This window comes from Variovorax sp. LjRoot130, from assembly GCF_964253755.1.
Classification (GTDB): Bacteria; Pseudomonadota; Gammaproteobacteria; order Burkholderiales; family Burkholderiaceae_C; genus Variovorax.
Genome location: NZ_CAXURM020000001.1, coordinates 5,365,447 through 5,390,171, shown reverse-complemented (window position 1 = coordinate 5,390,171; position 24,725 = coordinate 5,365,447). Strand labels below are relative to the sequence as shown.

Sequence of the window (24,725 nt, the reverse complement as noted above, 5' to 3'; positions counted from 1 at the left end):
GTTCAACTCCCTCCCACTCTGCATGACGCCTGAAACGCAGAAGATCTCCATTCCCGTCGACGGCAGCGTGAGCGTCTCCGCGCTCGTGCAGGCGCCGGCTGATCCGACTGCCTGCTACGTGTTCGCTCACGGCGCGGGTGCGGGCATGGCGCATCCGTTCATGAGCGCGGTATCGGACGGCTTGGCCGCACGAAGGATCGCAACCTTGCGCTACCAGTTCCCCTACATGGAGCTCGGCAGCAAGCGTCCCGATTCACCTCGCGTTGCCCATGCCGCGGTTCGGGCCGCTGCCACGCGGGCCTCCGAGATGTTCGGCGCGCTCCGCCTCTTCGCCGGCGGCAAGTCATTCGGCGGCCGAATGACATCGCAGGCGCAAGCGCTGGCGCCGCTGCCCGGCGTGGCCGGCCTCGTCTTTCTGGGTTTTCCACTGCATCCGGCAGGGGCGCCTTCGACCGAACGCGCGGCGCATCTGTTCGACGTGCAGTTGCCCATGCTGTTCATTCAAGGCACCGAGGACAAGCTCGCCGAGCTCGGCAGGATTCGCTCGGTAGTCGAGGAACTGGGAGACTGCGGGTCGCTGATGGAGGTCGCCCATGCGGACCACTCTTTTCATGTGCCCCGGCGCTCCGGCCGCGACGACGGCGAGGTGATGGAAGAGCTGCTCGACGGGATGGCGATCTGGATGCAGGCTTGGCACCCGGCAATGCCATAGAAGACCGGGCGTGCGAGCGCAGGGCCCGCACTTGTCCTCAGTGAATGAAACGAGAAGGCCGGAATGGCGCCGGGTCGAAGGCGCAAGCTTCGCCGACCATCATGGACGCCAGCAAGGAGGCGGTGCCGGGGCCGGTGCTGAAGCCGATGTGCTGATGGCCGAACGCGAGCCACAGGCCGGGATGTCGAGGGCATTCACCGATCATCGGCCGACTGTCCGGAAGCGTGGGTCTGCTCCCGAGCCAAGGGTCTGTTTCGAGCCGTCCGTCCAAGGGAAAAGCTTCCCGTGCCGATCGTTCTGCGAGTTCGAGCTGGATCAGGTTTTTCGGCGCATCGCGCGCGGTGAGTTGCACACCGGTGGACAAGCGCAAGCCTTGCTCCATGGGTGAAAGCACATACCCGCCTCCGGTGTCGTAGATCGGGCGACCGAGCGTGGCGCCGCCGGCGGCGCCATAGTGCATGTGATAGCCACGCTCGAACGCCATCGGCACCGATATGCCGAGCGACTTCCTGGCAAATTCCTTGGTCCATGGTCCTAGGGCGAGCACGACCCGAGAGACCTCATGGGCTCTGCCGTCCTCCTCGACGATCTGCCACGCGTCATTTGCAGCCGCCCGGCGAAGTCCGCCGACGAGTGCCTGCTTGATCCGTCCTCCTCGTGAGACGAAAAGCTTCGCGTACGCTTCCACCACTCGGCCGGGACTGTCGACAGAGGACGTGTCCTTGATCCAGAGTGCACGGGGAAAAAGATGCTTCAGATCAGGCTCGAGGTCCGAAAGCTCTTGCGCATCGAGCGCTTGTGTCGAGATGCTGAACTTGTCGAAGGTGTCGCGAGACAGCCGGCTGCCGTCGAAGCCCTGTTCGCTTCGATAGAGAAAAAGCCAGCCATTGGCGCGCAATCGGTGTGCGGCTCCCGCCTCGGCGAGCAAGCGTTGGTGCTCCTTGGTCGAGAGCTGGATCAATGCGTCGAGCGCGGCGGTGGTCTCGTTGAAGACACTCGAGCGCGCGCTGGAAAGAAAGCCCAGCGCCCAAGGCAGGTTCCTTGCCAGGAACAGTGGGTCGTAGCGGAACTGCGCCGAATTGTTCTTCAACAGCTTTGGAAGAGATGCCCACAGCCCGGGATTGTTGAAGGGCATCAGCGAGCTGCGTGCGATGACGCCGGCGTTTCCGTACGAGGTCTCGCGACCTGGCGCCACGCGATCGAAGATCGTCACGTCGTGGCCCCGCCGTTGCAGCTCGAGCGCGCATGACACGCCAACGATGCCGGCGCCCAGAATGGCAACGGTGTTTTTCATCGGGTGAACAGATCCATCCGAGTTTGCATGCCGGCGGCGCAGGGCGCAGTCGGATCAATCGACCGTGATGGCCTGCGCCAGCGGCAGCCGGTCCATGGCGCCGGATGGCGCGATCTCGCTGCGTGCGCTGATATCCACATTTACGCGGCGAGCGCGATGCGTTGCTTTTCTACGATCTTCCAATCGATCTCGACGCCGATTCCCGGGCCGCTCGGCACATGCACGTGCCCTGCTTCGGCCGGTGTCATCTGCACAAGAATGTCCTCCTGGAAGACATACTTGGGCATGTAGAACTCGCAGCCCAAAGACACGTTGGAGCTCGCGGCAATGAAATGAGAAGCCGCAGCGAGCGCGACGCCGCCCTCCCATAGCGTGCCGCCGTAGCATGGAAGACCTGCAGCTTCGGCCACCGCATTCACCTTCATGGCCTTGCCAATTCCGCCGGCTTTCATGAGCTTGATGCTGATGATGTCGGCGGCGCGCTCCACGATAGTGCGAAGCGCCTCGGCCGGCGAGAATACGCTTTCGTCGGCCATGACAGGCGTGTCCAATGCCGCCGCGATCTGCGTCATCGCCGCGATGGCATCTCGCGGCACCGGTTGCTCGATAAAAGTGGGCTTAAACTGTTCGACATCGCGCAGCTGCTGAAGCGCGTTGTAGGGCTGAAGACCCTGGTTGTAGTCGATCCGGAGATCGAATTCGAAGCCAAGATGTTCTCTAAGTAGCGAGAGCCTGCGCATGTCTTCGGCATGCGATGCGAAGCCAGTCTTTATCTTGAAAATGTGATGTCCATCGGACAGCATCTGTTTTGCCAGCTCGATGTCGGCGTCGATGTCTGGATTGGCGATGGAGAAGGAAAAGGGAATCTTGTCCCTTACCTTGCCGCCGATCAACGCGTACAGGGGCACGCTAGCCGCCTTGCCGCAAATGTCGAACAGCGCCATTTCCACGGCCGCCTTCGCTTCTGGGCTACCGACCAGCGCGCGGTCGCACTCCATCATGCGCAGTGGGATATCGCGTGGATCCTTGCCCAAGAGCACGGGCCGCAAGTACTGCGCGATCCCATGGAACAGGTTCTCGTTGGTTCCCGAAAAAACCTCCCATGCCTGCCCTTCGCCGATGCCATCGATGCCTTGGTCGGTTCGAACACGGACCACCACGCGTTTGATGGAGGCGGCAATGCTTCCGACACCTTGCGAACGCTTCATCTTGATGGGCGATTCGAGCAGGTGTACCTCAATGTTTTGGATTTTCATGATGTGTGATCGTGATCTTTAAAGGTCAAACGCGGTCCGTTTTCTGCTGAGACCATGGGCCCCGACGGTCAGACCTTGATCTGGGGCGGAATCTTGTCTTCGCTGACGCCCCCGACAGATTTGAGGTTCGAGATGAAGATCTTGCGAATGTTGCCGCTTGCGCGTTCGGCGGCAAGCCAACCATTGACATGTTTGAGCCACCTCGAGTCGGCCTCCTTGCGAACGCCGCCGTTAGAGGTCGCATTTTCTTCGGGCGTCAGTATGACCACTTGACCCACCGCGGGATTCTTGCTGGCCAGGCTCAGGGCCAACGGCAAGACAAGGATCTGAGCGTCAGCGCGACCGACCTGCAACGCGAGCGTCGCATCAACCGCGCTTTCCAGGCGCGTGATGTTCGCGCTCTTGAGTAGCCGCGTGACGAGGGTGTCATGCGAAGAGCCCTTGTCCACCACGATCCTGATGTTGGGCTGATCGAGATCTGCCCAGGATTTGGGCGTGAAGCCCTTTCTGCACACTGCGGTGAATGCGATATTGAGGATCGGATCTGTGAAGTCGATCGCCGCCAGGCGTGCGGGCGTCGGATTCAGGCCGAAGAAGATATCGATCTTCTGCGACTGCAGTTCGAGCACGGAGTTGCCCCAGCTGGTCGGTGTGATGTCGAGCTTTGCATCCATGCTTTTCGCCAGACCGCGGTAAAGGTCGGCCATGCAGCCGAGCCACTCACCGCTCACGAGATCCTTCTTGTAGTACGGGAGTCCGCCATCCACGGCGCCGACGCGCATGACCTTGGTGCGCGTCACACGCTCCCAAGTCGATTCGTTCGCTTGCGCGAACGCCGCCGTCCACGGGGCGGCGGAGGCCACCAACATCGAACCAGCAACAAAATTGCGACGCTTCATGATCGACTCCATTTCGGATGCGTTGAGGAAAGGGAAGGAAGAGGGGCGCAGCGCCGGTTGAGCTCAGAAGAAGCTGATGCCCTGGGCCAAAGGCAGTTCGGTCGAGTAATTGATGGTATTGGTGGTGCGACGCATGTACTGCTTCCAGGAATCGGAGCCACTTTCACGATCGCCGCCGGTTTCCTTCTCCCCACCGAAGGCGCCGCCGATCTCGGCGCCATTCGGCCCGATGTTGACGTTGGCCATCCCGCAGTCCGAGCCGGCTGCGGAGATGAAGGTCTCGACCTCGCGCATGTCGTTCGAGAAGATGCAGGATGACAGGCCCTGCGGCACATCATTGTGCACTTCGATCGCGTTGTCGAAGTCGTCGTAGGTCAGCACATAGAGCAGGGGGGCGAAGGTCTCGTGACGCACGATGGCAGTTTGCTCTGGCATCTCGACGATGGCTGGATGCACGTAGAACCCCTTCGGAAACTCCTGCTCGAGCGTGCGCTCTCCGCCGATCAACACCTTGCCGCCTTGCTCCTTGGCGGCCGCGATCGACTTCTGCAGCGCGTTGTAGGCGTCTTCGTCGATCAGCGGGCCGACCAAGGTGCCGGATGTCAGGGGATTTCCGATCCGCAGTGTCGAATAGGCCTTCAACAGCTTCTGGAGGAGCGCGTCCTTGACGGAGCGATGAACGATCAGGCGGCGCAGCGACGTGCAGCGCTGCCCCGCGGTGCCGACAGCGCCGAACAGGATGGCACGCAGCGCCATGTCAAGGTCTGCCGCCGGCGTGACGACCATGGCGTTGTTGCCGCCGAGTTCAAGGATGCGCTTGCCGAACCGGCTGGCGACCTTGGGGCCGACGGCGCGACCCATCCGCGTGGATCCAGTCGCCGAAATGAGCGGAATCGATGGGCTTTCGACCAGGGCTTCGGCCAGTGGCGCCTTTCCGATCACGATCTGGGCCAGTCCTTCAGGCGCCTTGTTGCCGAAGCGGGCGATGGCGCGCTCGAGCGCCTTGAATGTGGCGAGCCCCGACAGCGGTGCCTTTTCCGACGGCTTGAAGATCACCGGATCGCCGCACACCAGGGCGAGCGCTGCATTCCACGCAAACACCGCGCTCGGAAAGTTGAACGCGGTGATGACCGCGACCGGGCCCAGCGGATGGTATTGCTCCATGATCCGATGGCCAGGACGCTCGGACACGATGGTCTTGCCGCAAAGCTGCCGCGATTGGCCCAGCGCGAACTCGCAGATGTCGACGCCTTCCTGAACCTCGCCCTGGCCTTCTTCGATGATCTTTCCGACCTCGATCGAGACGATGTAGCCGATGTCTTTCTTCGCCTGGCGCAACTCCTCGCCCCACAGGCGCACCAGTTCGCCGCGCACGGGGGCCGGCACGGTGCGCCACTTGAGAAAGGCGGCCTTGGACTTGGAGATGATCTCGTTCATCTGCGACGCTGGCGTCTCGTGCAGGCGGGCCAGCTCGGCGCCGTCAACGGGAGAGCGCACGGCAAGCGAGCCGCCTTGGTATTCGCCCGGTTCGATGCCGCAGCGCTGGAAGAAGGACAGCAGTTCACTCATGGTATTTCCTCGACTCATTGGCAACTGGGCGTGCGGCTGCGCGCGCCCACGGGTCTACAGGTAGGCGACGTCTTCGGGTTGCAGCGCCAGGGGGTCGAGCCCCTTCTTGGTGAGCCAGGAATAGACTGGCGGCACTCGATCGGCGAGCGATTCGACGCGGATGTCCATGAGGCAAGGGCCGTCGTATTCGAAAGCTTCGTCCAGCGCCGCGATCAACTCGTCCGGCGTCGTGACGGTCCAGGCCTTGATGTCGAAGGCCTCCGCAATGGCTTGGCCGCGCGGCGGCAGGAAGTCGACGCCGAAGCACTCGTCGTGACCCTTCAGGCGATGAAGCCCCTTGATCCAGCCGAAGCAGCCATTGTTGAACAGCATCATCAGCGCGGGGACCTTCTTGCGCACCAGCGTCTCGAGTTCGCCTACGGTCATGTTGAAGGAGCCGTCGCCGAACATGCCGATCGGCCGCCGGTTCTTGTCCGCGTACCAGGCGCCGACCACCGCCGGGATGGCCGAACCCAAGCCACCGAATGCACGGGGAATCACGAAACGAGTGCGACGATCGCCGATCCGCAGGAAGCGGGTCATGTAGGGGGTCGGCGTGCCGGCGTCCGAAAGAATGTGGACGGCCTTGCCGTACTTCTCCAGGCGCTTGTTGAACTCGCGAACGACGCGCTCGGGCCGCAGCGGCACGTCGTCCAGGGACAGCACCGACTCGGCATGCTCCCAAAAATTCGAACGGTACTCGTTGAGGTGGTCGACCCACTTCTGGTGCTTCGACGTGTCGAAGTCCACGGGAGTCTCTTTCAACATCTGCTGCAGAACGAGCTGCGCATCGCCGGCGATCGACAGCAGGTTCTCGTAGTTGTTCGCGAGACGCTCGGGATTGATGTCGATCTGCACCACGCGCTTGTTCAGCGTCGATTTCGGGAAGGTCCACCCCACCGTGACCACGGAGCCCATCCGCGAGCCGACGAAGATCACCAGGTCGGACTCTTCCAGGGCGCGGTTGGCGTGGGGGTGGAAGCCGTTGTCGCCGATGACGCCGATGGCCAGGACATGGTCGTCCGGCAAGGAGCCCTGCCCGGTGATCGTGTTGACGACCGGAACGTTGAGCCTGGCCGCGATGTCGGTGAGAGCGCTTCCGGCGCACGAACGGTTCACGCCACCGCCTGCGACGAACAGCGGCTTGCGCGCCGCCTTGAGCAGGCCGAAGAGTTCGTCCAGCTTTCCAGGAGCCGGCGCCATCGGAAATGCAGGGAAGGTCTTGCACTCGGGCTCGGCGTGCAGCGAGATCGTGTTCGGGTCGATCTCGGCGAGCAGCATGTCCTCCGGGATCTGCAGGTGCACTGCACCGGGGGTTCCGGAGCAGGCGACACGGAACGCGCGCCGGATGATCTCGGGGAGCTTGTCCGCCGACTTGATCTGCACCGACATCTTCGTCACCGGCTCGAACAGCTTCGCGCAATCGAGTTCGGTGATCATGCCGCGGCCTTCGCCCGGCAGCGGGAGGTCGATCGTCAGGAGAATGACAGGCACCGAGGAGGCGTTCGACTCGGCAACCGGAGGAAGCGAGTACATCGCGCCGGCTCCCGACGGACACTCGAAGATGCCCGGCTTGTCGGTCAGGCGCGCGTATGCGTCGGCCATGTACCCGGCGGAGCGCTCGTCGCGCGCCATCACGTGTTCGATATCGCCCGTGCGGCGCTGGAGCGCCTCATAGAAGGGAACGTTCGTGTCCCCGGGGACGCCGAAGAGAACGTCGACGCCGTAGTTGATCAACATTTGCACGAGCACATCTGCACCACGCATGGGAAGCTCCACTTTTGGATTGCGAAAGAGGGCAGCGGTGCCGACCCGATGCCGGCACCGCCGAAGAACTGATCAGGCGTGCGCGGGTTCGCCTGTGGCCGCGCTGGCGGCGGACGAGACGCCGAGGCCCTTGTAGTAGTGACCGACCCTGGTCGCGAGGAACTGTTCGAGCGGGGCCTGCTCCTGGCCGACGAAGCCGCGCGCCGGAAGCTTTCCCTGCTGCAGCAACTCGAACACGCCGACAACGCCAGCGGCGGTGGTGAGTTCGATGGCTGTGCGGTCCTTTCCGCGCAGCGGAGCACCAAACACACGTCCGACGCGCGTCTCCTGTTCGAAGCGGCCGTCGCGCAGGCCGGACGCCGAGGCAAACAGGATCACGACGTCTTCACGGCTGTGCGGGACGGCGTGCTCGAGCACCTGGCGCAGCAGGTCGCGGCGCTCGATCAGGCGCAGGTCGTGCAAGAGGAAGTCCATCGCCGCGCGGTGCCCCGGATAGCGGATGGTCTTGTAGTCGAGGTTTCTGACCTTCCCCTTCAGGGTCTCGCACAACGTACCCAGGCCGCCCGACGTGTTGAAGGCTTCGAACGCTTCTGCGTCGAGCGTGAAGGTCTCGTGTCCCTCCATCGGTTGCACCGATACGAGCTGGCCGTTGACAATGGCATCGCACGGGTTGCAGTACTCGTTGATGACGCCGTCGATGCTCCACGTGAAGTTGTACCGCAGGCTGTTCGTTGCGTTGCGCGTCAGGGCGCCGACGCGCAGACGCAGGTCGTAGAGCTCGTCGAAGCGGCTGGCCAGGTAGCCTCCGAGCATGCCGATCACGCCGGGCGCCAGGCCGCTCTGCGGCATGAGGACCGAAGTCGCATCCTTCGAGATCTCTCGGATGGCCTTTGTCGCAGCCACGTCCTCGGTGAGGTCGAAGTAGTGGACGCCGCGCCTTGCAGCCTCGGTGGCCACGCGCTGCGCGAGGTAGAAGGGCAGGCAGTTGATCACGACCGAATGGGCCGAGAGCGCCGCACCCAGATCCTTCGCGCTCTCAACGTCGAGCGCGATTCGGCGTACCAACGTGTCGCTCTCAACACCGCGACCCGGCTTCACATCGGCGAGCGTGACCGGCAAGCGGTGGTACTCCGCGATCATGTCCGCCACCGTGCTGCCGACCTTGCCAGCACCCAGAACCAGAACGTTGTCGATCTGCAGCTTCGTCATTTCATTCCCCAGTGAGCATGTGTGCCCGTTGAATGAAAATGTAGAAGCGAGTCTTGACAGATGGTAGAGAGCAGATCGTCGAAAGAGCCAGCCGCTTCGTCAAACTGACGAGGGTGTTCGTCGAGTTGCCAGCGTGCGAGGTTGAGCGTGTGTGAGCACGCAGCGCCCCACTCGCGTTTTTCCCGATTGGCTGGATGCGTCGCGGTTGAGATCCTCGTGCCGCTTGCAACTGGTGCACCACGCGCCTCAAGTTGTCCATCGCAGACGCATTCCGAACGCAAGATCGCCGAGGCTAATGAGCTTTAGGTCTGAAGTCGGCCTGCGCGCCCGTTGCGGCAGTCAGCGGCTAAGAAACCGCGGAAAGGCGAGATAGCATACGTTTCGCCGAGAACGCTGTCGGTATGACGATAGATTTTCGTCGTATTGACGATGTGCCACGTTGTTTGTGACAGCACTGACTTCTAGACTTCATCCCGAGCTGGAAAGCGTTCTTTCCTTTTTTTCAATGGCGAGCTTCTTGCTTGGAGATACCGTGTTTACCAAACGAAACTTCTTCCGCGCTCTCGTGGCCGTGTCTACCGTCTGCGCTTTCGGTTCGGCTTCCGCGCAAGAGCCTGAAAGCTCGTTGGCAAGGGTGCAACGAACCAAGGTCCTGCGCGTCGGTGCGGTTGCCGGCGCCGTTCCGTATTTCGCCAAGGACATCAGCAGTGGCAAGTGGGAAGGCTTCGGACCGGACTTCGCGGAAAGCCTTGCACAAAAGCTCGGGGCCAAGGTCGAGTACGTCGAGACCACCTGGGGCAACGCCGTGCTCGACCTGCAATCCAACAAGATCGATGCCATGTTCGGCATGGCGCCGACGCCGGCCCGCAAGGAAGTTGTGAACTTCTCCGAGACGCTCTTCGACAACACCTACACCGTGGTTTGCAAGAAGGGCGTTCCGCAGAAGACCTGGGAGCAGCTGAACACGCCCGAGACGAAGATCGTCGTGGACGTCGGCTCGAGTCATGACCAACTGGCGACGCGCGTGCTGCCCAAGGCTGAGGTCACGCGCCTGGAAAACTCGGGCGCCGCCACGATGTCCCTGCAAGCGGGACGCTCTGATTGCCAGATTCTCGTGATCTTGCTGGCGCAGCCGTTGCTCGCGAAGCGCGGCTCCATCGGCACCATGCACATCCCGCAGCCCGTCTACACCGCGCCGGTGAGCATCGGCCTGCGCAAGGAGTCGGATCCGGGCATGCAGAAGGCGGTCAACGCCTGGTTGTCCGAAGTTCGCGGCAAGGGCGAAGTCCGCGGCGTGATCCTCAAGAACATGGAGAAGCTCGCAGGCGTTCCCGCAAGCGCATTCCCGCCTGAAATCAAGTTCTGAGGAGACTCTCATGGACTACGCGGACACCTCGAACGAGCCGAAGAGCCGTTCTCAACTTGGCATAGCGCTCCTGGTGCTTTTCGCCCTTGCTGGCATCTGGGCGGCCATGAAGCACTTCTCCGGCGGTGGTCCGGTCCCCGGGGCAGCAGGGTATGACTGGGACTTCGCCGTGTTGTGGAAGTACCGGGGCTTGTTGCTCAGCGGCCTGATGTACACGCTGATCTTCACGGTGGTCTGCGTCATCCTGGGGCTGTTGGTTGGCTTGGTGACCGGCCTGGGCCGGCTCTCCAGCAGTCCCTTGCTGACCGCGCCACTGCGCGCTTACATCGAGGTGTTCCGCTGCACGCCCGTGCTCGTTCAGCTTGTCTGGTTCTACTACGCCTTGCCTGTTCTGACCGGCATCGAGATGTCGGCCATGGTGGCCGCCACGCTCTGCCTGACGCTCTATGGCGGCGCCTTCTACTCGGAGATCGTTCGCGGGGGGATCATCTCGATCGACGCCGGACAAACGGAGGCAGCGAAGGCGCTCGGCATGACGCGCCTGCAACTGCTGCGACGCGTCATCCTTCCTCAGGCGTTCAAGAAGATGGTCCCGCCGCTGATGAACCAATCCATCATGCAACTGAAGAATACTTCGCTGCTCTCCGTACTGGCCGTCCCCGACCTGCTGTATCAAGGTCAGGTGATCGCACACGACACCTACCGTCCTCTGGAGATCTACACCTTCATCGCGATCACGTACTTCGCGGTTCTGCTGCCCATCACGATCTGGGCCAAACGCATGGAATTCGGCGCTGGCCCGAAGGAGGTGTGAAGTGTCCCGTCCCCTGATCGAAATCTCCAACTTGAAAAAGGCCTTTGGACAGAACGTGGTCCTGAAGGACATCACGCTCGCGATCGAGCGTGGTCAGGTGGTCGCGATGATCGGGCCGTCCGGGTCCGGCAAGTCGACACTTCTGCGCTGCATCAATCTTTTGTCGATCCCGAACGGTGGCCGCATCACGGTGGGCGAGCAGACGATCGAGTTCAACGGCGCGCACACGGCGCTGCCCAACGAGCGAAAGCTCGCGCGGTTCAGGGCGTCTACGGGGATGGTGTTCCAGCACTTCAATCTCTTTCCGCACATGACGGCCCTCCAGAACGTCATGGAAGGCCCGGTCACCGTCCTCAAGACGCCAAAGGCGCAAGCCGAGTCCGAGGCGCGCGCGCTGCTGGCCAAGGTGGGTTTGCTGGACCGAGCGGACTACTACCCGGACAAGCTTTCCGGCGGACAGAAGCAGCGCGTCGCGATCGCGCGAGCACTCGCCATGAAGCCAACGGTCATGCTGTTCGATGAAGCCACTTCGGCCTTGGATCCGGAACTGGTCGGGGAAGTCTTGAACGTCATCAAGGCCCTGGCCAAAGAAGGCATGACGATGATCCTGGTGACGCACGAGATCGGCTTCGCGCGAGAGGTCGCCGATCAGGTGATCTTCATGCGCGACGGCGTTGTCGCGGAATGCGGCCCGCCGAGCGTTGTGATCGACAACCCGCGGCAGGAATCGACGCGCGCCTTTCTCGGGCGATTCAAGGCGTCGGAGTCTGCCAACGCTGCGTTGGCATGAGCGTGGAGGCGCGACTGTCCTGGCACCCTGGACAATGCCACTGCGGTGCGGTCCGCTTCTGTTTTTCTTCGGATCTCACCAAGGGTGTGCGCTGCAACTGCAGCTATTGCGTGCGCAAGGCTGCACTGCATCACCGGGTCACGGCGGAGCGCTTCGTTCTGAAGTCGGGAGCAGACGAGCTGTCCGTGTATCGCTTCGGCACGCTACGCGCCAATCACTACTTCTGTCGGCGCTGTGGCATCCACACGCACTGCAACCCGCGCTCGGCGCCTGAACAGGTGAACGTGAACCTGAATTGCGTCGACGAGGTCGCGACAGCGGGCCGCGCCATCGAGGTTTCAGCGTACGACGGCCGCAGCTGGCTCGCGTGATTTCGTCTGGCCGCGCGGCCGCGCCGCGGCGGCCTCGCCAACGAGCCAGTCCCGAAATGCCAGCACAAGGCGATTTTCTGCGCCGGTCTCTGGAACGACGACGTAGTAGGCCCGCTGGGTGATCAGCGCCTCACGGAACAGGACGATCAATCGATCGGATGCGAGCTCTTCCTCGACGAGAAACTTGGGTACCAGCGCCACCCCGAGTCCATTCGCCGCGGCCTGCGCGAGCATTGCGAATTGCTCGAAGCGCGGGCCGCGCATGGCATGCGGCGCCGCGATCTTGACCTGCTCGAACCATTCCGCCCACTGCATGGGCCGCGACGATTGGTGAAGGAGGCACTGACCCGCAAGATCCTCGCGGGTGTGAATGCCGCTGCGGCGCTTGAACTCAGGACTGCAAACAGGGACGACGCTTTCGCCGAGAAGGTAATCGCAGGAGGCGCCCGGCCAGAAGTCGACGCCGAAGTGGATGGCCGCGTCGAAGGGCTCGCGCGCAAAGTCGAAGGGTTCCGTTCTTGACGCGAAATTGACCGTGACGCCAGGCTGCAGCGCAGCGAAGCGCCTCATCCGGGGAATGAGCCATCGCGTCCCGAACGTCGGCAGCACGGCCAGATTGAGAACCTCGCCGATGCCGCCCATGGTCATCACGCGCTGGGTGGCGTTCGACATTGTCTCCAGGCCTGCGCGCAGCTCCGCCGCATAGACGCGGCCCGCATCCGTCAGCACGATGCGCTGACGCACGCGATGAAAGAGTGCTGTGCCGAGCTGATCCTCCAGCTGCTTGATCTGGCGCGAGATCGCACTTTGCGTGAGATGGAGTTCCTGTGCTGCGCGCGAAACGCTTGCATGGCGCGCAGCGCTTTCGAACGCCATGAGCTGCCCCATGGAGGGAAGAAATTCTCGTCTGAACATGATGATCAATGCGCAATAGGTTGAAGGGCTGCCCCATATACAGCGTGCGCGCCTTCCGAGCGAGTTGATTCCATTTTGACATGAAATCGTTCCAACATATCGCTATCAATCGCTCGCCCTTTTGACGATAGTTGCCCCTCCGAATTCTTCACAGGAACCGCCCATGAAGACGAACGCTTTTGTGGAACCCGACGACATCCGTACATTGTTTTCGCGGGCACTGTCCGGCATGTACAAGACCGAGGTGCCTCAGTACGGTGCTCTGCTCGATCTCGTCGCCGATATCAATGCCGAGGTGCTGCAAGAGAGCAAAGAGCTCGCCGACCGCCTGCGTGAGGCCGGCCAGCTCGATCGCCTGGACGTGGAGCGTCACGGCGCGATTCGTCTCGGGACCGTCGAGGAACTCGCGGTCATGCGCCGCTTGTTCGCCGTCATGGGCATGCGAGCGGTCGGCTACTACGACCTTTCGGTGGCCGGCGTTCCGGTGCACGCGACAGCCTTCCGTCCCGTCGAAGATTCTTCGCTCAAGCGAAACCCCTTCCGGGTGTTCACGTCGCTCTTGCGCCTGGACTTGATCGGCGACGCCGCACTGCGCGAGCGTGCCGCGAAGATCCTCGTCGGGCGCAGCATCTTCACGCCGCGTTGCCTCGAGCTCATTGACCGCGCGGAGCGCGATGGCGGCCTGTCCGGCCGGGACACGCAAGAGTTCGTCGCGCAGGCGCTCGAGACCTTTCGCTGGCACAGCGAGGCGACCGTCGACATCGAGACCTATCGGCAGCTGAGAGCGTCGCATCCGCTCATCGCCGATGTGGTGTGTTTCAAGGGGCCGCATATCAACCATCTGACCCCCCGCGTGCTCGACATCGACCAGGCGCAGGCGGCGATGCTGGAGAAGGGCATCCGTGCGAAAGACGCGATCGAAGGTCCGCCGAAGCGCAAGTGCCCGATCCTGTTGCGCCAAACGAGCTTTCTCGCCCTGGAAGAGCCGATCCGCTTCCAGGGAGCCGAAGGCGCTGACGGCACCCACACGGCCCGGTTCGGCGAGATCGAACAGCGCGGTTGCGCGCTCACGCCCAAAGGGCGTGCGCTCTATGACGATCTATTGAAAGCTTCTTTGGAGGCCGGGCGCGATGCAGGGTCGAGGGCATCGGCTCTGGCGCGAGTCTTCGAAGCCTTCCCGGATGATGCACGGGCGCTGCAGCGGGCGGGACTTGCATATTTCCGTTATTCGGTCGACCGACGCAACCTGGTCCGTTCGAGGCCGGTATCGGCGAACGCGAGCGTCGACGAGCTTCTGGACCAGAGCCTGGTGCGTGCGGAGCCGCTTGTGTATGAAGACTTCCTCCCTGTCAGCGCCGCAGGCATCTTCCGCTCGAACCTGGGATCGGAAGGAGCCGCGCACTACGTCGCCGGCGGCAACCGGGAAGCTTTCGAAACCGCGTTGGGCACGAGCGTCATGAACGAGTTCGCCTTGTACGAGGCCGCGCAAGCAGCCTCACTCGAAGAGTGCAGGCGCGAACTGGCCAACGTACCGGTCATGGCGTCGAACTGAACGCCATGAACTCGGAAACCCATCATTCTTCCGTTGCGGCGCAAGCACCGGACCATGGCCTCATCGACAGGCTGGCCAGCCGATTGGGTGCGCAGGGACTTCTGACGGACGCGGGCGACAAGGCGCCATTTGAAGCCTCCGCTCGACACGGGCGGGGCATCGCGCGTGCCGTGGTGCGGCCGGCAAGCGCCGAAGAGCTGGCATGGGTGGTCCAGGAACTCGTCGGCGCAGATGCTTCCTTCGTTGTCCAGGGCGCTGCCACGGGCCTCGTCGGAGCGGCTACGCCGAGCGGCAGCGGCACGCAATGGGTGCTGTCCACAAAGCGCTTGCGAGACAGATTGGAGATCGACCCGGTCAATCGAAGCGCGGTCGTGGCTGCCGGGTACCGGCTGTCGGACGTCAACCGCGCCGCCGCCGAGCATGGTCTGACCTTTCCAATCGATCTCGGTGCGGATCCGTCCATTGGCGGGATGGCGGCCACCAACACTGGAGGTTCGAGACTGATCCGCTATGGCGGTGTTCGCGAGAACGTGCTGGCCATTGCTGGGGTTCTCGCGAATCCGCCGGGCGCACGTTTCGGATCGACGCGCGGATTACGCAAGAACAATACCGGTCTCGATTGGACCCAGCTGATGACGGGCACCTTCGGTGCCTTCGGCGTCGTGACTCATGCCACGCTGAAGCTCCATCCTGTTCAGCGGCAAACCGCCGCTGCGCTCGTTGCGGTCGATTCCGCGGAAGTGGCTATGGAGCTTCTTTGCTCTTTCGAGGATGCGCTCGGCGAGTTCGTGAGCGCGTTCGAAGGTATGTCCGGCAGCGCGTTGACTGCAGCCGTCGAGCATCTTCCGGGCGTGTCTGCCCCTTTCCCGGTCGCGCCGCCGTATGCCGTCCTGCTGGAGGTGTCGAGCGCGGTATCGAAGGCCTCCGGGCTCGACCTGGAGTCGATTCTTATGGGCTGGCTCGAGACGCAGATCGAGCGCCCAGGGATGCTGGACGCCGTGGTGGACAAGCCAGAACGTCTTTGGCGGATCCGCCATGCCATCAGCGAATCGGTGCAGGCGCTCGGGAAGCTCGTCGCCTTCGACGTGTCCGTCAGTCGCTCGCGCTTTGCCGCATTTCGCGCGCGTTCCGTGGAGCTGATCGCCGCCGAAGTTGCGTCCGCCCTTGTGTGCGACTTCGGTCACTTGGGCGACGGCGGGGTGCATCTCAACATCGTCGTTGCTCCGGAGACCAGCGCCGATGCCATTGTTCGGCTGCGCTCGAAGCTGTACCAAGTTGTCGTCGAGGAGTTCGACGGAAGCTTCAGCGCCGAGCATGGAGTCGGCCCCTACAACCAGGCGTTCTACCGGTGCTTCACCGATCAGCCGACGCGCGCGCTGGCTGGCGCTCTTCATGCCCAGCTCGACCCCCAAGGGCGGCTCGGGAACGTTCGGCTCGATTGAAGGAAGCAAATGCCCCACATCTCATTCGTCAACGATCGCTACGCCAATGCGCCGGGGTCCCCGATACGCGAGTTGAAGCGCTTCACGGAACTGCCGGGGATGATTTCGCTGGCCGGCGGATACCCGGCTCCGGAACTGATGGATTCCGGCGGATTGCAGAGGATCTTCGGCAGTCTGACGGGAGCTGCATTCGCAAGCGCGCTCGAATACGGCGGCACCGAGGGCGCCATTGCCCTCCGCACGGAACTGGCGCGGCTGTCCAATTCGCGCGGTATCACCGTGGAACCCGGCGAAGTCCTGACCTTGAGCGGTTCGCAGCAAGGGATCGATTTGCTGGCGCGCACGCTTTTGTCCAAGGACGACACTGTCCTGGTCGAGGCGCCTACGTACCCGGCCGCGATCTCCGCCTTTCGCTTCGCAGGCGCAGCCATCCATCAGGTCGCCACCGATGACGAGGGACTCGTTCTCGAGGATCTGGAACGGGCGCTGATCCGGCTGAAGCCCAAGGCCCTCTACACCGTACCCACGTTCGGCAATCCGAGCGGCCGCACCCTCGGCGAGGGCAGGCGGCGCGAACTGCTGAAACTGGCGGTTCGGCATCGATGCCTCGTGATCGAGGACGACCCGTATGGGGATCTCTGGTTCGACCAGGCGCCCCCGCAGCCCCTCTACTCGATGCGGCACACGGTGGATGGCGCCGAAAGCGTGCTGACCTACCTGTCGAGCCTCTCGAAGACGCTGGCGCCGGGTCTGAGGCTCGGCTGGATGCTGGGGCCGGCCGAGCTGCGACGCGCGTGCGTGCTCGCCAAGCAGACCGACGACATGCACGCGTCGACGCTGACGCAGGCGGCCGCGGCTGCGTACCTGGCCCAGGGCCTCTTCGCCGAGAACCTGCCCCGGCTGCGCTCCATCTACGGCAAGCGCGCTAAGGCACTGGTGCGCGCTTTGAACCTGCAGTTGGGCAACCGCATCGAGTTCACCGCGCCGGGCGGCGGCATGTTCGTCTGGGGGCGTGCGCCGGGGGTCGATACGGCTGAATGGCTCAAGGCGGCCATCGAGCGCAGTGTGCTCTTTGTGCCGGGGGCTGCCTTCTATGCGCAAGAAGCGGACAACGCGACCTTTCGACTCTCGTTCGCCAGCCAGGACGAGGCGGGCATCGCGATCGGGGTGTCGCGCCTCGAAGAGGCGCTGCGCTTCCTGTAGACCCACGAGCACCTACTCGGCCGCGCCACAATCGCTGATCTCCGCTGCAAGGCCGCCCATGGACCTACGACTCGATGACCTTGATCGCCACCTTCTGACCTTGCTGCAGGCCAATGCCCGCGAGCCGGCGGCCAACCTGGCGCGCAAGCTGAAGATAGCCAGGACCACGGTGGTCGCGCGAATCGCGCGACTGGAGCGGGAGGGCGTCGTCTCGGGCTATGGGGTTCGCCTCGGCCAGCGGCTCGAGCAAGCGGCGGTTCGAGCGTTCTGCGGGCTCAGCGTCAACGCCAAGGCTGCGCCCGCGGTCATCAAGGCGCTCGAGCGTCTGCCCGAGGTGGAGGAGGTCTGGGCCGTGAGCGGCCAGTTCGACTACATGGTCCTTCTCCGGTGCGAAACGCCTGAACAGTTGGACAAGCTGCTCGATCAGCTGGGTCAGATCGACGGCATCAACCAGACACACACCTCCATCGTGCTCAGTCGAAAGATCGATCGTCGCAGCACCGTCTCGAAAAGCGCATAGCCATCCCAGCCAGAAATGACCCCCAGCCCTGACAGATTCCTCGGTGTTCTGATGCTCGATACGCGGTTCCCGCGGCCGCCTGGCGACATCGGCAATCCGGAGACCTTCAGCCGCAACGGCATTCCGGTTCGTTTCCGGGTTGTCGAGGGCGCGTCACCCCGACGGATCGTGAAGGAGGCTGATCCCGCGTTGCTTCGACCATTCGTCGACGCCGCCTTGCAGCTGGTCGAGGAGGGTGCCGCGATGATCACGACCAGTTGCGGTTTCCTGGCCGCCTACCAGAACACGCTGGCCGAAGCAGTGCCCGTGCCGGTCTTCACCTCGAGCCTGTTGCATTGCCGGGAGTTCGCGCGTCCCGGTATCGTCACCTTCGACGCGGCTGCGTTGAACGCAAGCATTCTCAAGGCGGTCGGCGTTCCGGAGGCGACGCCTGTGCAGGGCGTGGAGCCAGGATGCGAGTTCCACCGGCGCATACTCAACAACGAAGATCGGCTCGATCTTGTCGAAGCGCGCAGGAACGTGGTCGACGCCGCACGGCGCCTTGTGAATCTGTTTCCCTCGGTCGAAGACATCGTGCTCGAGTGCACCAACATGCCACCCTACCGCGAGGCTGTTGCGCGAGCGACGGGGCGCCACGTGCATGACATCGAAACCTTGGTGGTTGCCCGGTGGAGGATCTCCACCGCGTCGTCATAGCAGGTGGGCGAAAAGAGATGTCCTGGACGCGCGACGCACCCGCGCAAGCGCGCTCAGGCGTACTGGATGCGCCGGTTGGAGCGCTTCACCAGGAGTTCGTCGGCAACCTCGACGGCGCGGTGTCCCATGACCGCGACCGGATAGCTGCCGATCATGACGTTGTCGTAGGTGATGGTGGCGTAGCTGAATTCGGCGCCCAGCGCAGCCGCCGCGTCCTGCAGGCATTCGGCCACCGAGGGCAGGCCTTCGCGCTCGTAGCGCCGTGTGCCGTCGCCGATCCCGACATACGAGTTGAAGTTTCTTTCGCCGCGCTTGGTGATTTCAACGGCAGGTTGCATCGCTTTCTCCCAGAGTTCGCTGCGGCGATTGTGTTCAGGCCTGTCTGCTGTCGGTAGTGGCCATTGGTATTACCCGGCCGTCCGTCGTAATCAGGCCGACGCGCATTCACGCTATTGACGTGGCACATCCCCCCGGCCGGGAATCCCGCCGCTGGCGAGCGCGACGCCCAGCACGGCGCTGGCCACCGCCAGGGCATCGACCGCAGTCAACCGATCGCCGAGCCACCACCACCCGCCTAGCGCCGAGACCACGGGCGCCAGCGCGCCGAAGGCCGCCGCCCGTGCAGCGCCCAGCCGGACGATGGCGGCGGAAAAAAACCACAGCCCCAGCAGCCCGGCGAGCACGCCCTGCCACAGGGCCTGCCACAGCAGATCGCGAACCGGCGCATCGAAGAGGTGGATCTCGCTGCCGCGCCACCCGAGCCACGGCAACAGGAGCAGCGTCGACCAGGCGTTGACCAGCGCGGCGCCCTGCCATGCGCCGAGGCCGCTCTGCCGGAACGAGAGCGTGAAGCCGGCCCACAACGCGGCGGCCAGCAGGAACATCAGATCGCCCTGCCATGCGCCGGCGTGCCCCGCCGTGCCGAACTTGCTGCCGAGCCGGGCCACGCCCAGGGCCATGCACGCGAGGCCGAGCGTGCGCCAGCGGTCGGGGCGTTCGCGCCAGAGAACCCACGCGAACACGGCGGCGAAGAGCGGCGAGGCGCCCGCCATCAGAACGCCCATGTGGGCAGTGGGCGCAAACATCGTTCCGGTCATCGCGATGAGCCCGAAGGGCAGCCCGGCGCCGATCACCATGCCGGCCAGCAACCGGCGCGGCACGCCGCGCGGCAGCAGCATCAGCGCGGCGATGCCGTAGCGCAGGATCGCCAGGTCGGGCGGAGCGATCGTGGTCGTCGTCGACTGGCGGGTCACGACCTGCCATGCGCCGCCGACCAGCGCGGCGGCGACGCCGGCCAGCATGCCGGCAGCGAGACGGGAAGGGTGCAACAAGATCGGCTCCACAGGCAGCTGCGAAGCCGGCAGTGTCGGGTCAGCGAAGTGCGGGCGCTGCCAGATTCGTGCGCATTCGGCTCGGCGTGAGGCCGAAGTTGCGGCGGAACACGCCCGTGAAGTGGCTGTGGCTGGCATAGCCGAGTTCCGCGGCCAGTGCGCTCAGGTTGCGCTCGCCCTTCCGCAGCCGGTCGAGCGCCAGCGTCATCCGCAGCCGCGTGCGAAAGCCGTGCAGGCTCAGGCCGGTTTGCAGCCGGAAGCGCCGCGCCAGGTGGAATGCCGAACAGTTTGCCGCCCTGGCGATCTCCGTGAGGGCGTCGTCTCGCTGCGGCTCGGCGGCGATGTATTCGCGAGCCCGTTCGACGGCGCGGTGCGGACGCCGCATCGACGCCTCGCCGGTCGTGGGCACCAGCGCGCGCACGACGGCGGCCAGCGGTTCTTCGAAATCCAGCCGCTCGAGCTGCTGCGCCGCCAGCGCCTGCGACCAGCCGGCCATCTGCAGATGCACCGCGAGCGGAAGCGGCGATCGGCCCGACGGGCCGAGGTCCTCGCCGACGATCAGCAGCGCGCTGCGCTTGTCCGCCCAGGGCCGACGGAGGCGGTAGCGCTGCGACGGGGAGAGCCACAGAGCGGACGCCGGATCGCAAACGAATCCGTGGGCGCCGATACGGCACTCGAAGCAGGCTGATAGCGGCAGCAGCAGGCGCGGGCCGTCGACCCGGTAGCTGTCGCTCCACGCAGGGTCGGGCGCGGCGAGCGTCAGCTGCTGCCAGCTCAGCAAGGCACTCTCGAAAACGATGCGGCGCGAATAGGCCATGGCGCCGACATTGTGGAGCGCCTTGGGCGCGCCGTGCAGCCCCGTCGGTCAGCGGCGCGCGCGCGCCTCGTCGCGCAGCAGCTTGATCTGGTCGTGGTTGCGCTGGGCGCCCTCGGCTTGGCGCTCGACCACCGCGCGCGCATCGGCCGGCAGGTTTTGCTTCAAGGCCTTGCGGTAGCGCGCCACGGCCGCGTCTTCGCCGCGTTCGCATTCCTCGAGCATCGAGAGCTCGCTGTTGGCGCCCACCAGGCCCTTCACATGCACCCAGCCGCGGTGCACCGCGCCGCTGGCGGTGCCGCCTTCGGCCGGCTTGCCGCCGTAGCCCAGGATCAACTGCGCCAGTTCGCTGGCCGCCTGGCCGCAGGACGCGGCGCGGTCGTTGAACAGCTGCTTCAGGCTGGCCGATTTCACTTCCGCGGCGCAGGTGCGAAAGCCGTATTCGCCGTCGCGCGCGTTCTCGACCAGGTCGTTCAGCACGTCGACCACCTCGTCGGCGGCCAGAATGTCGGTGTCCATTGCCATGATGAAAATACTCCTTGGTTGCCTCCGCGAGGAGGGTTGCTGGAGCTTTCATGATTGCGCCGCACCGTGCCGGGAACGTCAGTGCCGCCTGACGGCGCGTGTAGGGTTTCGCCGCCCTGGGGCGGGCCGCTGTTCAGGCGCGCACGAGGTCGTCGAGCAGCCTGTAGTCCGGCAAGCGCGTGTCGATCGCGCGGCCGGCGCGCAGCACCGTGCGGTCGAACTGTGCGCGCGCGAGCATCTCGGAATAGCTGCGCGCCTTGAGGACCAGCAGGTCGGCCACAGCGCCGGCCTTCAGCACGCCGTGGGCGGTGCCCATGATCGCGGCCGGCGTCTCGGTGGCGGCGCGGATCCAATCGGAAAGCGGATGGTCCAGGTGCAGGATCTTCACCGCCTGGGTGAAGGTGTCGAGCATGTCGTGGTCGCCGTAGGCATAGAAGGGATCGCGGCAGTTGTCGCCGGCCACCGCCACGCGCAGGCCGCGCGCCTTCATCTCGTGCAGCACCGTCACGCCGCGCCAGCGCGGCGTGCGCGCTTCCTGGCTGCGGTCCTGCAGGTACATGTTGACCGTGGGCAGGCTCACGATGTCGATGCCGGCGTCCTTGCAGGCCGCGATGGTTTCTTCGATGAACTCGTCGGTCTGCAGCGCGAGCGCGGTGCAGTGGCCGCACAGGATGCGGCCGGCGAAATCCTGCGCCGTGGCCGTGCGTGCGACGCGGATCAGCGCGCGCGAGCGCGGATCGGTGGATTCGTCGACGTGCAGGTCGAGGTCGAGCCCGCGCTCCGCGGCGAGTTCGAACACGCGCACCAGCGCCGCGTCCAGGTCCGGCGGCATCGGGTCGCCGGGGTAGGCGCCCGAACGCGTCACGCAGCCAAGCCGGCCGCCGCTCTCGGCGACGATGTCGGCGAGCTGGCGGCCTTCTTCGGTCAGGAAGATGTCGAGCGGCGCGATCGACGACGCCTGCAGCTCGACGCGTCCGGCCCAGCGCTCGCGCAGCTCGCGGAACACGGGAAACGAGATCGCGGCCTGCGGCGCCAGCGAATCGAGGTGCGTGCGAATCGCGACCACGCCCTTGGCATAGGCGGTGGCGAGGCCGAACTCCATGCGCCGGCGCACGTCCTCGGCATGCCAGCGCGCGTTGCGGTCGCGCTGCGTGGCCATCGAGGCGCCAGCGCCATCGCCGGTGGGATTGGCCTGGCGCGGCCAGATGTGGCCCTTGTCCAGGTGCGTGTGGCAGTCGACCATGCCCGGCAGCAGCATCGATGCGTCGAGATCGGGGCCGAGTTCGGCCGGCAGCGTGCCGGCGGGCTCGATGGCGGCAATGCGGCCGTGGTCCACCAGCAGGTCGACGGGTGCGAGTTCATCGTCGGCCCCGGCCGGCACATCGGCCTGGACGAGGCAGCGGGGCGCACGCAGATTGCGCAGCGCGAAGCGCGGACTGGTGGGCGGATGAAAGAAGGCGTGGGTCATCGAAAGAATCGTAGCGAGCTCCCGGCGTTGCAAGGAGCATGCCGCGAGGGTTGCGCCGCCGCGCCTTCGTCGATGTCGGCAAGCCGGGCGCAGCGTCGCCGGGCGTTCCGTATCAACGGTAGCTGCGCGCGTCCTCGATCACCTTGCCGTCGTTGGGCAGGCTGCCCGGCGCCACGAATTCGACCGTGCCGCGCAGCTTGGTGATATCGCGGATGGCCTCGGCCACGCGCTCCGCCAGGCCTTGCGCGGCCGCGGCGCATTCGAGCCTGAGCGTCATGCGGTCGTCGCCCATCTCGCCTTCGACCACCAGCCGTGCGCGCTGCACTTCCGGAAAGCGCCGTGCGATCTCCGCCACCTGGCCCGGATGCACGAACATGCCGCGCACCTTGGTGGTCTGGTCGGCGCGGCCGAGCCAGCCCTTGATGCGCGTGTTGGTGCGGCCCGTGGGGCAATGCCCCGGCAGCACGGCCGAGAGGTCGCCGGTGCCGAAGCGGATCAGCGGGTAGTCGGGGTTCAGCGTGGTGACGACGATCTCGCCGACCTCGCCCTCGGGCACCGGGTCGCCGGTGCCCGGGCGCACGATCTCCACGATCACGCCCTCGTCGAGCACCAGGCCTTCGCGCGCCGAGGTCTCGTAGGCCACCAGGCCCAGGTCGGCCGTCGCGTAGCACTGCGTGCCGGCCACCCCGCGCTCGGCGATCCATTCGCGCAGGCTGGGCGGAAAGGCCTCGCCTGACACCAGCGCCTTGGTCAGCGAGGGCAATGCGATGTTCTTCTCCGCAGCCTTCTCGAGGATGATCTTCAGGAAGCTCGGCGTGCCCACATAGCCCGCGGGCTTGAGGTCCGCGATGGCTTCCACCTGCTGCTCGGTCTGTCCCGTGCCGCCCGCGAACACGGTGCAGCCGAGCGCGTGTGCGCCGCTCTCCATCAGCGCGCCGGCCGGCGTCATGTGGTAGCTGAAGCAGTTGTGCACCAGTTCGCCGCCGCGAAAGCCCGCGGCATGCAGCGCGCGTGCGGTGCGCCAGTAGTCGCGCGCCTCGCCTTCGGGTTCATAGATGGTGCCGGGGCTGGCGAACACGCGCGTCATGCGCGGCCCGAAGTGGATCGCCGCGAAACCGCCGAAGGGATCGTTCGCGCGGTGCGCCTTCTGCAAGTCGAGCAGCTCGGACTTGCGCGTGACGGGCAGCTTCGCCAAGGCGTCGCGGCTCGTGATGTCGCGAGCCTTGATGCCGTCGAGGATCTTCGCGAAGGCCGGCGCCGCGGTCTGCGCCTGCGCAATCTGCTTGGGCAGCGCGGCCAGCAAGTCCTGCTCGCGTTCGGCTGGATCGCGCACTTCCAGCTTGTCATAGAAATCGGTCATGCGAGCCACCTCTTGCGCCGCTTGTAACTCTTGATATCGCGGAAGCTCTTGCGGTCCGCGCCGCCGACGCCGAGATAGAACTCCTTGACGTCCTCGTTCTCGCGCAGGCTCTGCGCCTCGCCGTCCATCACGATGCGGCCGTTCTCGAGGATGTAGCCGTAGTCGGCATAGCGCAGCGCCATGTTGGTGTTCTGCTCGGCCAGAAGAAAGGTCACGCGCTCCTTCTCGTTCAGGTCCTTCACGATGCCGAACACCTCTTCGACGATCTGCGGCGCCAGGCCCATCGAGGGCTCGTCGAGCAGCACCATGTTCGGGTTGGCCATCAGCGCGCGGCCGATGGCGCACATCTGCTGCTCGCCGCCCGAGGTGTAGGCGGCCTGCGAAGCGCGGCGCGTCTTCAGCCGCGGGAAGTAGGCGTAGACCTTCTCCAGCGTCTCGGCGACGGCGGCCTTGCCATCGGTGCGCGTGTAGGCGCCGGTCATCAGGTTGTCCTCGATCGTCAGGTGGGCGAAGCAGTGGCGCCCCTCCATCACCTGGATCAGTCCGCGCTTGACCAGCTCGGCCGGTGTGAGCGCCTCGATGCGCTCGCCGCGCAGCTCGATCGTTCCCTTGGTCACCGCGCCGCGCTCGCCGGCCAGCAGGTTCGACACCGCGCGCAGCGTGGTCGTCTTGCCCGCGCCGTTGCCGCCGAGCAGCGCCACGATGCCGCCCTCGGGCACCTGGAGCGAAACGCCCTTGAGCACCAGGATCACGTGGTTGTAGATGACCTCGATGCCGTTGACGTTGAGAACGATGTTCGCTGCGCTCATGGGC

24 protein-coding genes are annotated in these 24,725 nt (G+C 64.8%); 10 read left to right on the top strand and 14 right to left on the bottom strand.

The window, feature by feature from the left end; all coding sequences use genetic code 11:
- The first annotated feature begins 22 nt into the window (after positions 1–22).
- The gene (locus ACSQ86_RS26710; RefSeq protein ID WP_436305779.1) at positions 23–712 is read left to right on the top strand and encodes an alpha/beta hydrolase family protein; all 690 of its coding nucleotides are present in this window, start codon (positions 23–25) and stop codon (positions 710–712) included.
- A 37-nt stretch (positions 713–749) separates the two neighbouring features.
- Here the strand turns inward: ACSQ86_RS26710 and ACSQ86_RS26705 are convergent, their stop codons facing one another.
- From ACSQ86_RS26705 to ACSQ86_RS26680, 6 genes are all read right to left on the bottom strand, one after another.
- The gene (locus tag ACSQ86_RS26705) at positions 750–2,006 is read right to left on the bottom strand and encodes an NAD(P)/FAD-dependent oxidoreductase (protein WP_436305778.1); all 1,257 of its coding nucleotides are present in this window, start codon (positions 2,004–2,006) and stop codon (positions 750–752) included.
- Positions 2,007–2,146: 140 nt separating this feature from the next.
- Positions 2,147–3,262 carry an enolase C-terminal domain-like protein gene (locus ACSQ86_RS26700; RefSeq protein WP_436305777.1) on the bottom strand — a complete coding sequence of 372 codons (1,116 nt, stop codon included), beginning with the start codon at positions 3,260–3,262 and terminating at the stop codon, positions 2,147–2,149.
- A gap of 68 nt (positions 3,263–3,330) precedes the next feature.
- Positions 3,331–4,161 carry a transporter substrate-binding domain-containing protein gene (locus ACSQ86_RS26695; RefSeq protein ID WP_436305776.1) on the bottom strand — a complete coding sequence of 277 codons (831 nt, stop codon included), beginning with the start codon at positions 4,159–4,161 and terminating at the stop codon, positions 3,331–3,333.
- Between the two features lie 63 nt (positions 4,162–4,224).
- Positions 4,225–5,730, bottom strand: a complete 1,506-nt coding sequence (gene amaB, locus ACSQ86_RS26690; protein WP_436309938.1) for an L-piperidine-6-carboxylate dehydrogenase — start codon at positions 5,728–5,730, stop codon at positions 4,225–4,227.
- A gap of 54 nt (positions 5,731–5,784) precedes the next feature.
- Positions 5,785–7,536, bottom strand: coding sequence for a thiamine pyrophosphate-binding protein (locus tag ACSQ86_RS26685; protein WP_436305773.1), 1,752 nt, complete (start codon positions 7,534–7,536; stop codon positions 5,785–5,787).
- A 72-nt stretch (positions 7,537–7,608) separates the two neighbouring features.
- A complete protein-coding gene (locus tag ACSQ86_RS26680) occupies positions 7,609–8,745 on the bottom strand; it encodes a saccharopine dehydrogenase family protein (RefSeq protein WP_436305772.1) in 1,137 nt (378 codons plus the stop codon).
- A gap of 445 nt (positions 8,746–9,190) precedes the next feature.
- Here ACSQ86_RS26680 and ACSQ86_RS26675 point away from each other — a divergent pair, with 445 nt between their 5' ends.
- The 4 genes from ACSQ86_RS26675 (at position 9,191) to ACSQ86_RS26660 (ending at position 12,086) form a co-directional block, all read left to right on the top strand.
- A complete protein-coding gene (locus ACSQ86_RS26675; RefSeq protein ID WP_436305771.1) occupies positions 9,191–10,111 on the top strand; it encodes a transporter substrate-binding domain-containing protein in 921 nt (306 codons plus the stop codon).
- A 106-nt stretch (positions 10,112–10,217) separates the two neighbouring features.
- A complete protein-coding gene (locus tag ACSQ86_RS26670; RefSeq protein WP_244503918.1) occupies positions 10,218–10,925 on the top strand; it encodes an amino acid ABC transporter permease in 708 nt (235 codons plus the stop codon).
- 1 nt (position 10,926) lies between these two features.
- Entirely contained in the window at positions 10,927–11,715 is a 789-nt protein-coding gene (locus ACSQ86_RS26665) for an amino acid ABC transporter ATP-binding protein (RefSeq protein WP_436305770.1), read from the top strand.
- Entirely contained in the window at positions 11,712–12,086 is a 375-nt protein-coding gene (locus ACSQ86_RS26660; RefSeq protein WP_436309937.1) for a GFA family protein, read from the top strand. Before ACSQ86_RS26665 ends, ACSQ86_RS26660 begins: the two co-directional genes overlap by 4 nt.
- Here the strand turns inward: ACSQ86_RS26660 and ACSQ86_RS26655 are convergent.
- Positions 12,054–13,001 (bottom strand): LysR family transcriptional regulator, encoded by a 948-nt coding sequence (locus tag ACSQ86_RS26655; protein WP_436306364.1) that lies wholly within the window; start codon positions 12,999–13,001, stop codon positions 12,054–12,056. The genes ACSQ86_RS26660 and ACSQ86_RS26655 overlap by 33 nt on opposite strands.
- 163 nt (positions 13,002–13,164) lie before the next feature.
- Here ACSQ86_RS26655 and hglS point away from each other — a divergent pair, with 163 nt between their 5' ends.
- The 5 genes from hglS to ACSQ86_RS26630 are packed head-to-tail and all read left to right on the top strand — an operon-like array spanning position 13,165 to position 18,414.
- On the top strand, positions 13,165–14,553 hold the full coding sequence (hglS, locus tag ACSQ86_RS26650) for a 2-oxoadipate dioxygenase/decarboxylase HglS (RefSeq protein ID WP_436309936.1): 1,389 nt from the start codon (positions 13,165–13,167) through the stop codon (positions 14,551–14,553).
- A gap of 5 nt (positions 14,554–14,558) precedes the next feature.
- Positions 14,559–15,995, top strand: a complete 1,437-nt coding sequence (locus ACSQ86_RS26645; RefSeq protein ID WP_436309935.1) for an FAD-binding oxidoreductase — start codon at positions 14,559–14,561, stop codon at positions 15,993–15,995.
- A 9-nt stretch (positions 15,996–16,004) separates the two neighbouring features.
- Entirely contained in the window at positions 16,005–17,198 is a 1,194-nt protein-coding gene (locus tag ACSQ86_RS26640) for a PLP-dependent aminotransferase family protein (RefSeq protein WP_436309934.1), read from the top strand.
- Positions 17,199–17,256: 58 nt separating this feature from the next.
- Positions 17,257–17,718 (top strand): Lrp/AsnC family transcriptional regulator, encoded by a 462-nt coding sequence (locus tag ACSQ86_RS26635; protein WP_436305766.1) that lies wholly within the window; start codon positions 17,257–17,259, stop codon positions 17,716–17,718.
- A 15-nt stretch (positions 17,719–17,733) separates the two neighbouring features.
- Entirely contained in the window at positions 17,734–18,414 is a 681-nt protein-coding gene (locus ACSQ86_RS26630; protein WP_436305765.1) for an aspartate/glutamate racemase family protein, read from the top strand.
- A gap of 53 nt (positions 18,415–18,467) precedes the next feature.
- On the opposite strand, the gene ACSQ86_RS26625 is transcribed toward ACSQ86_RS26630, so the two are convergent.
- From ACSQ86_RS26625 to ACSQ86_RS26595, 7 genes are all read right to left on the bottom strand, one after another.
- Positions 18,468–18,752: a hypothetical protein gene (locus ACSQ86_RS26625; protein ID WP_436305764.1), complete on the bottom strand. Its 285-nt coding sequence runs from the start codon at positions 18,750–18,752 to the stop codon at positions 18,468–18,470.
- 111 nt (positions 18,753–18,863) lie between these two features.
- Positions 18,864–19,745, bottom strand: coding sequence for a DMT family transporter (locus ACSQ86_RS26620; RefSeq protein WP_436305763.1), 882 nt, complete (start codon positions 19,743–19,745; stop codon positions 18,864–18,866).
- A gap of 40 nt (positions 19,746–19,785) precedes the next feature.
- Entirely contained in the window at positions 19,786–20,526 is a 741-nt protein-coding gene (locus ACSQ86_RS26615; protein ID WP_436309933.1) for a helix-turn-helix transcriptional regulator, read from the bottom strand.
- A gap of 84 nt (positions 20,527–20,610) precedes the next feature.
- On the bottom strand, positions 20,611–21,084 hold the full coding sequence (locus ACSQ86_RS26610) for a ferritin-like domain-containing protein (protein ID WP_436305761.1): 474 nt from the start codon (positions 21,082–21,084) through the stop codon (positions 20,611–20,613).
- A gap of 133 nt (positions 21,085–21,217) precedes the next feature.
- A complete protein-coding gene (locus ACSQ86_RS26605) occupies positions 21,218–22,552 on the bottom strand; it encodes a cytosine deaminase (protein ID WP_436305760.1) in 1,335 nt (444 codons plus the stop codon).
- A gap of 112 nt (positions 22,553–22,664) precedes the next feature.
- Positions 22,665–23,912: a phenylacetate--CoA ligase family protein gene (locus ACSQ86_RS26600; RefSeq protein WP_436305759.1), complete on the bottom strand. Its 1,248-nt coding sequence runs from the start codon at positions 23,910–23,912 to the stop codon at positions 22,665–22,667.
- Positions 23,909–24,721, bottom strand: coding sequence for an ABC transporter ATP-binding protein (locus tag ACSQ86_RS26595; protein WP_436305758.1), 813 nt, complete (start codon positions 24,719–24,721; stop codon positions 23,909–23,911). The genes ACSQ86_RS26600 and ACSQ86_RS26595 overlap by 4 nt, the downstream gene beginning before the upstream one ends.
- Positions 24,722–24,725: the final 4 nt, after the last annotated feature.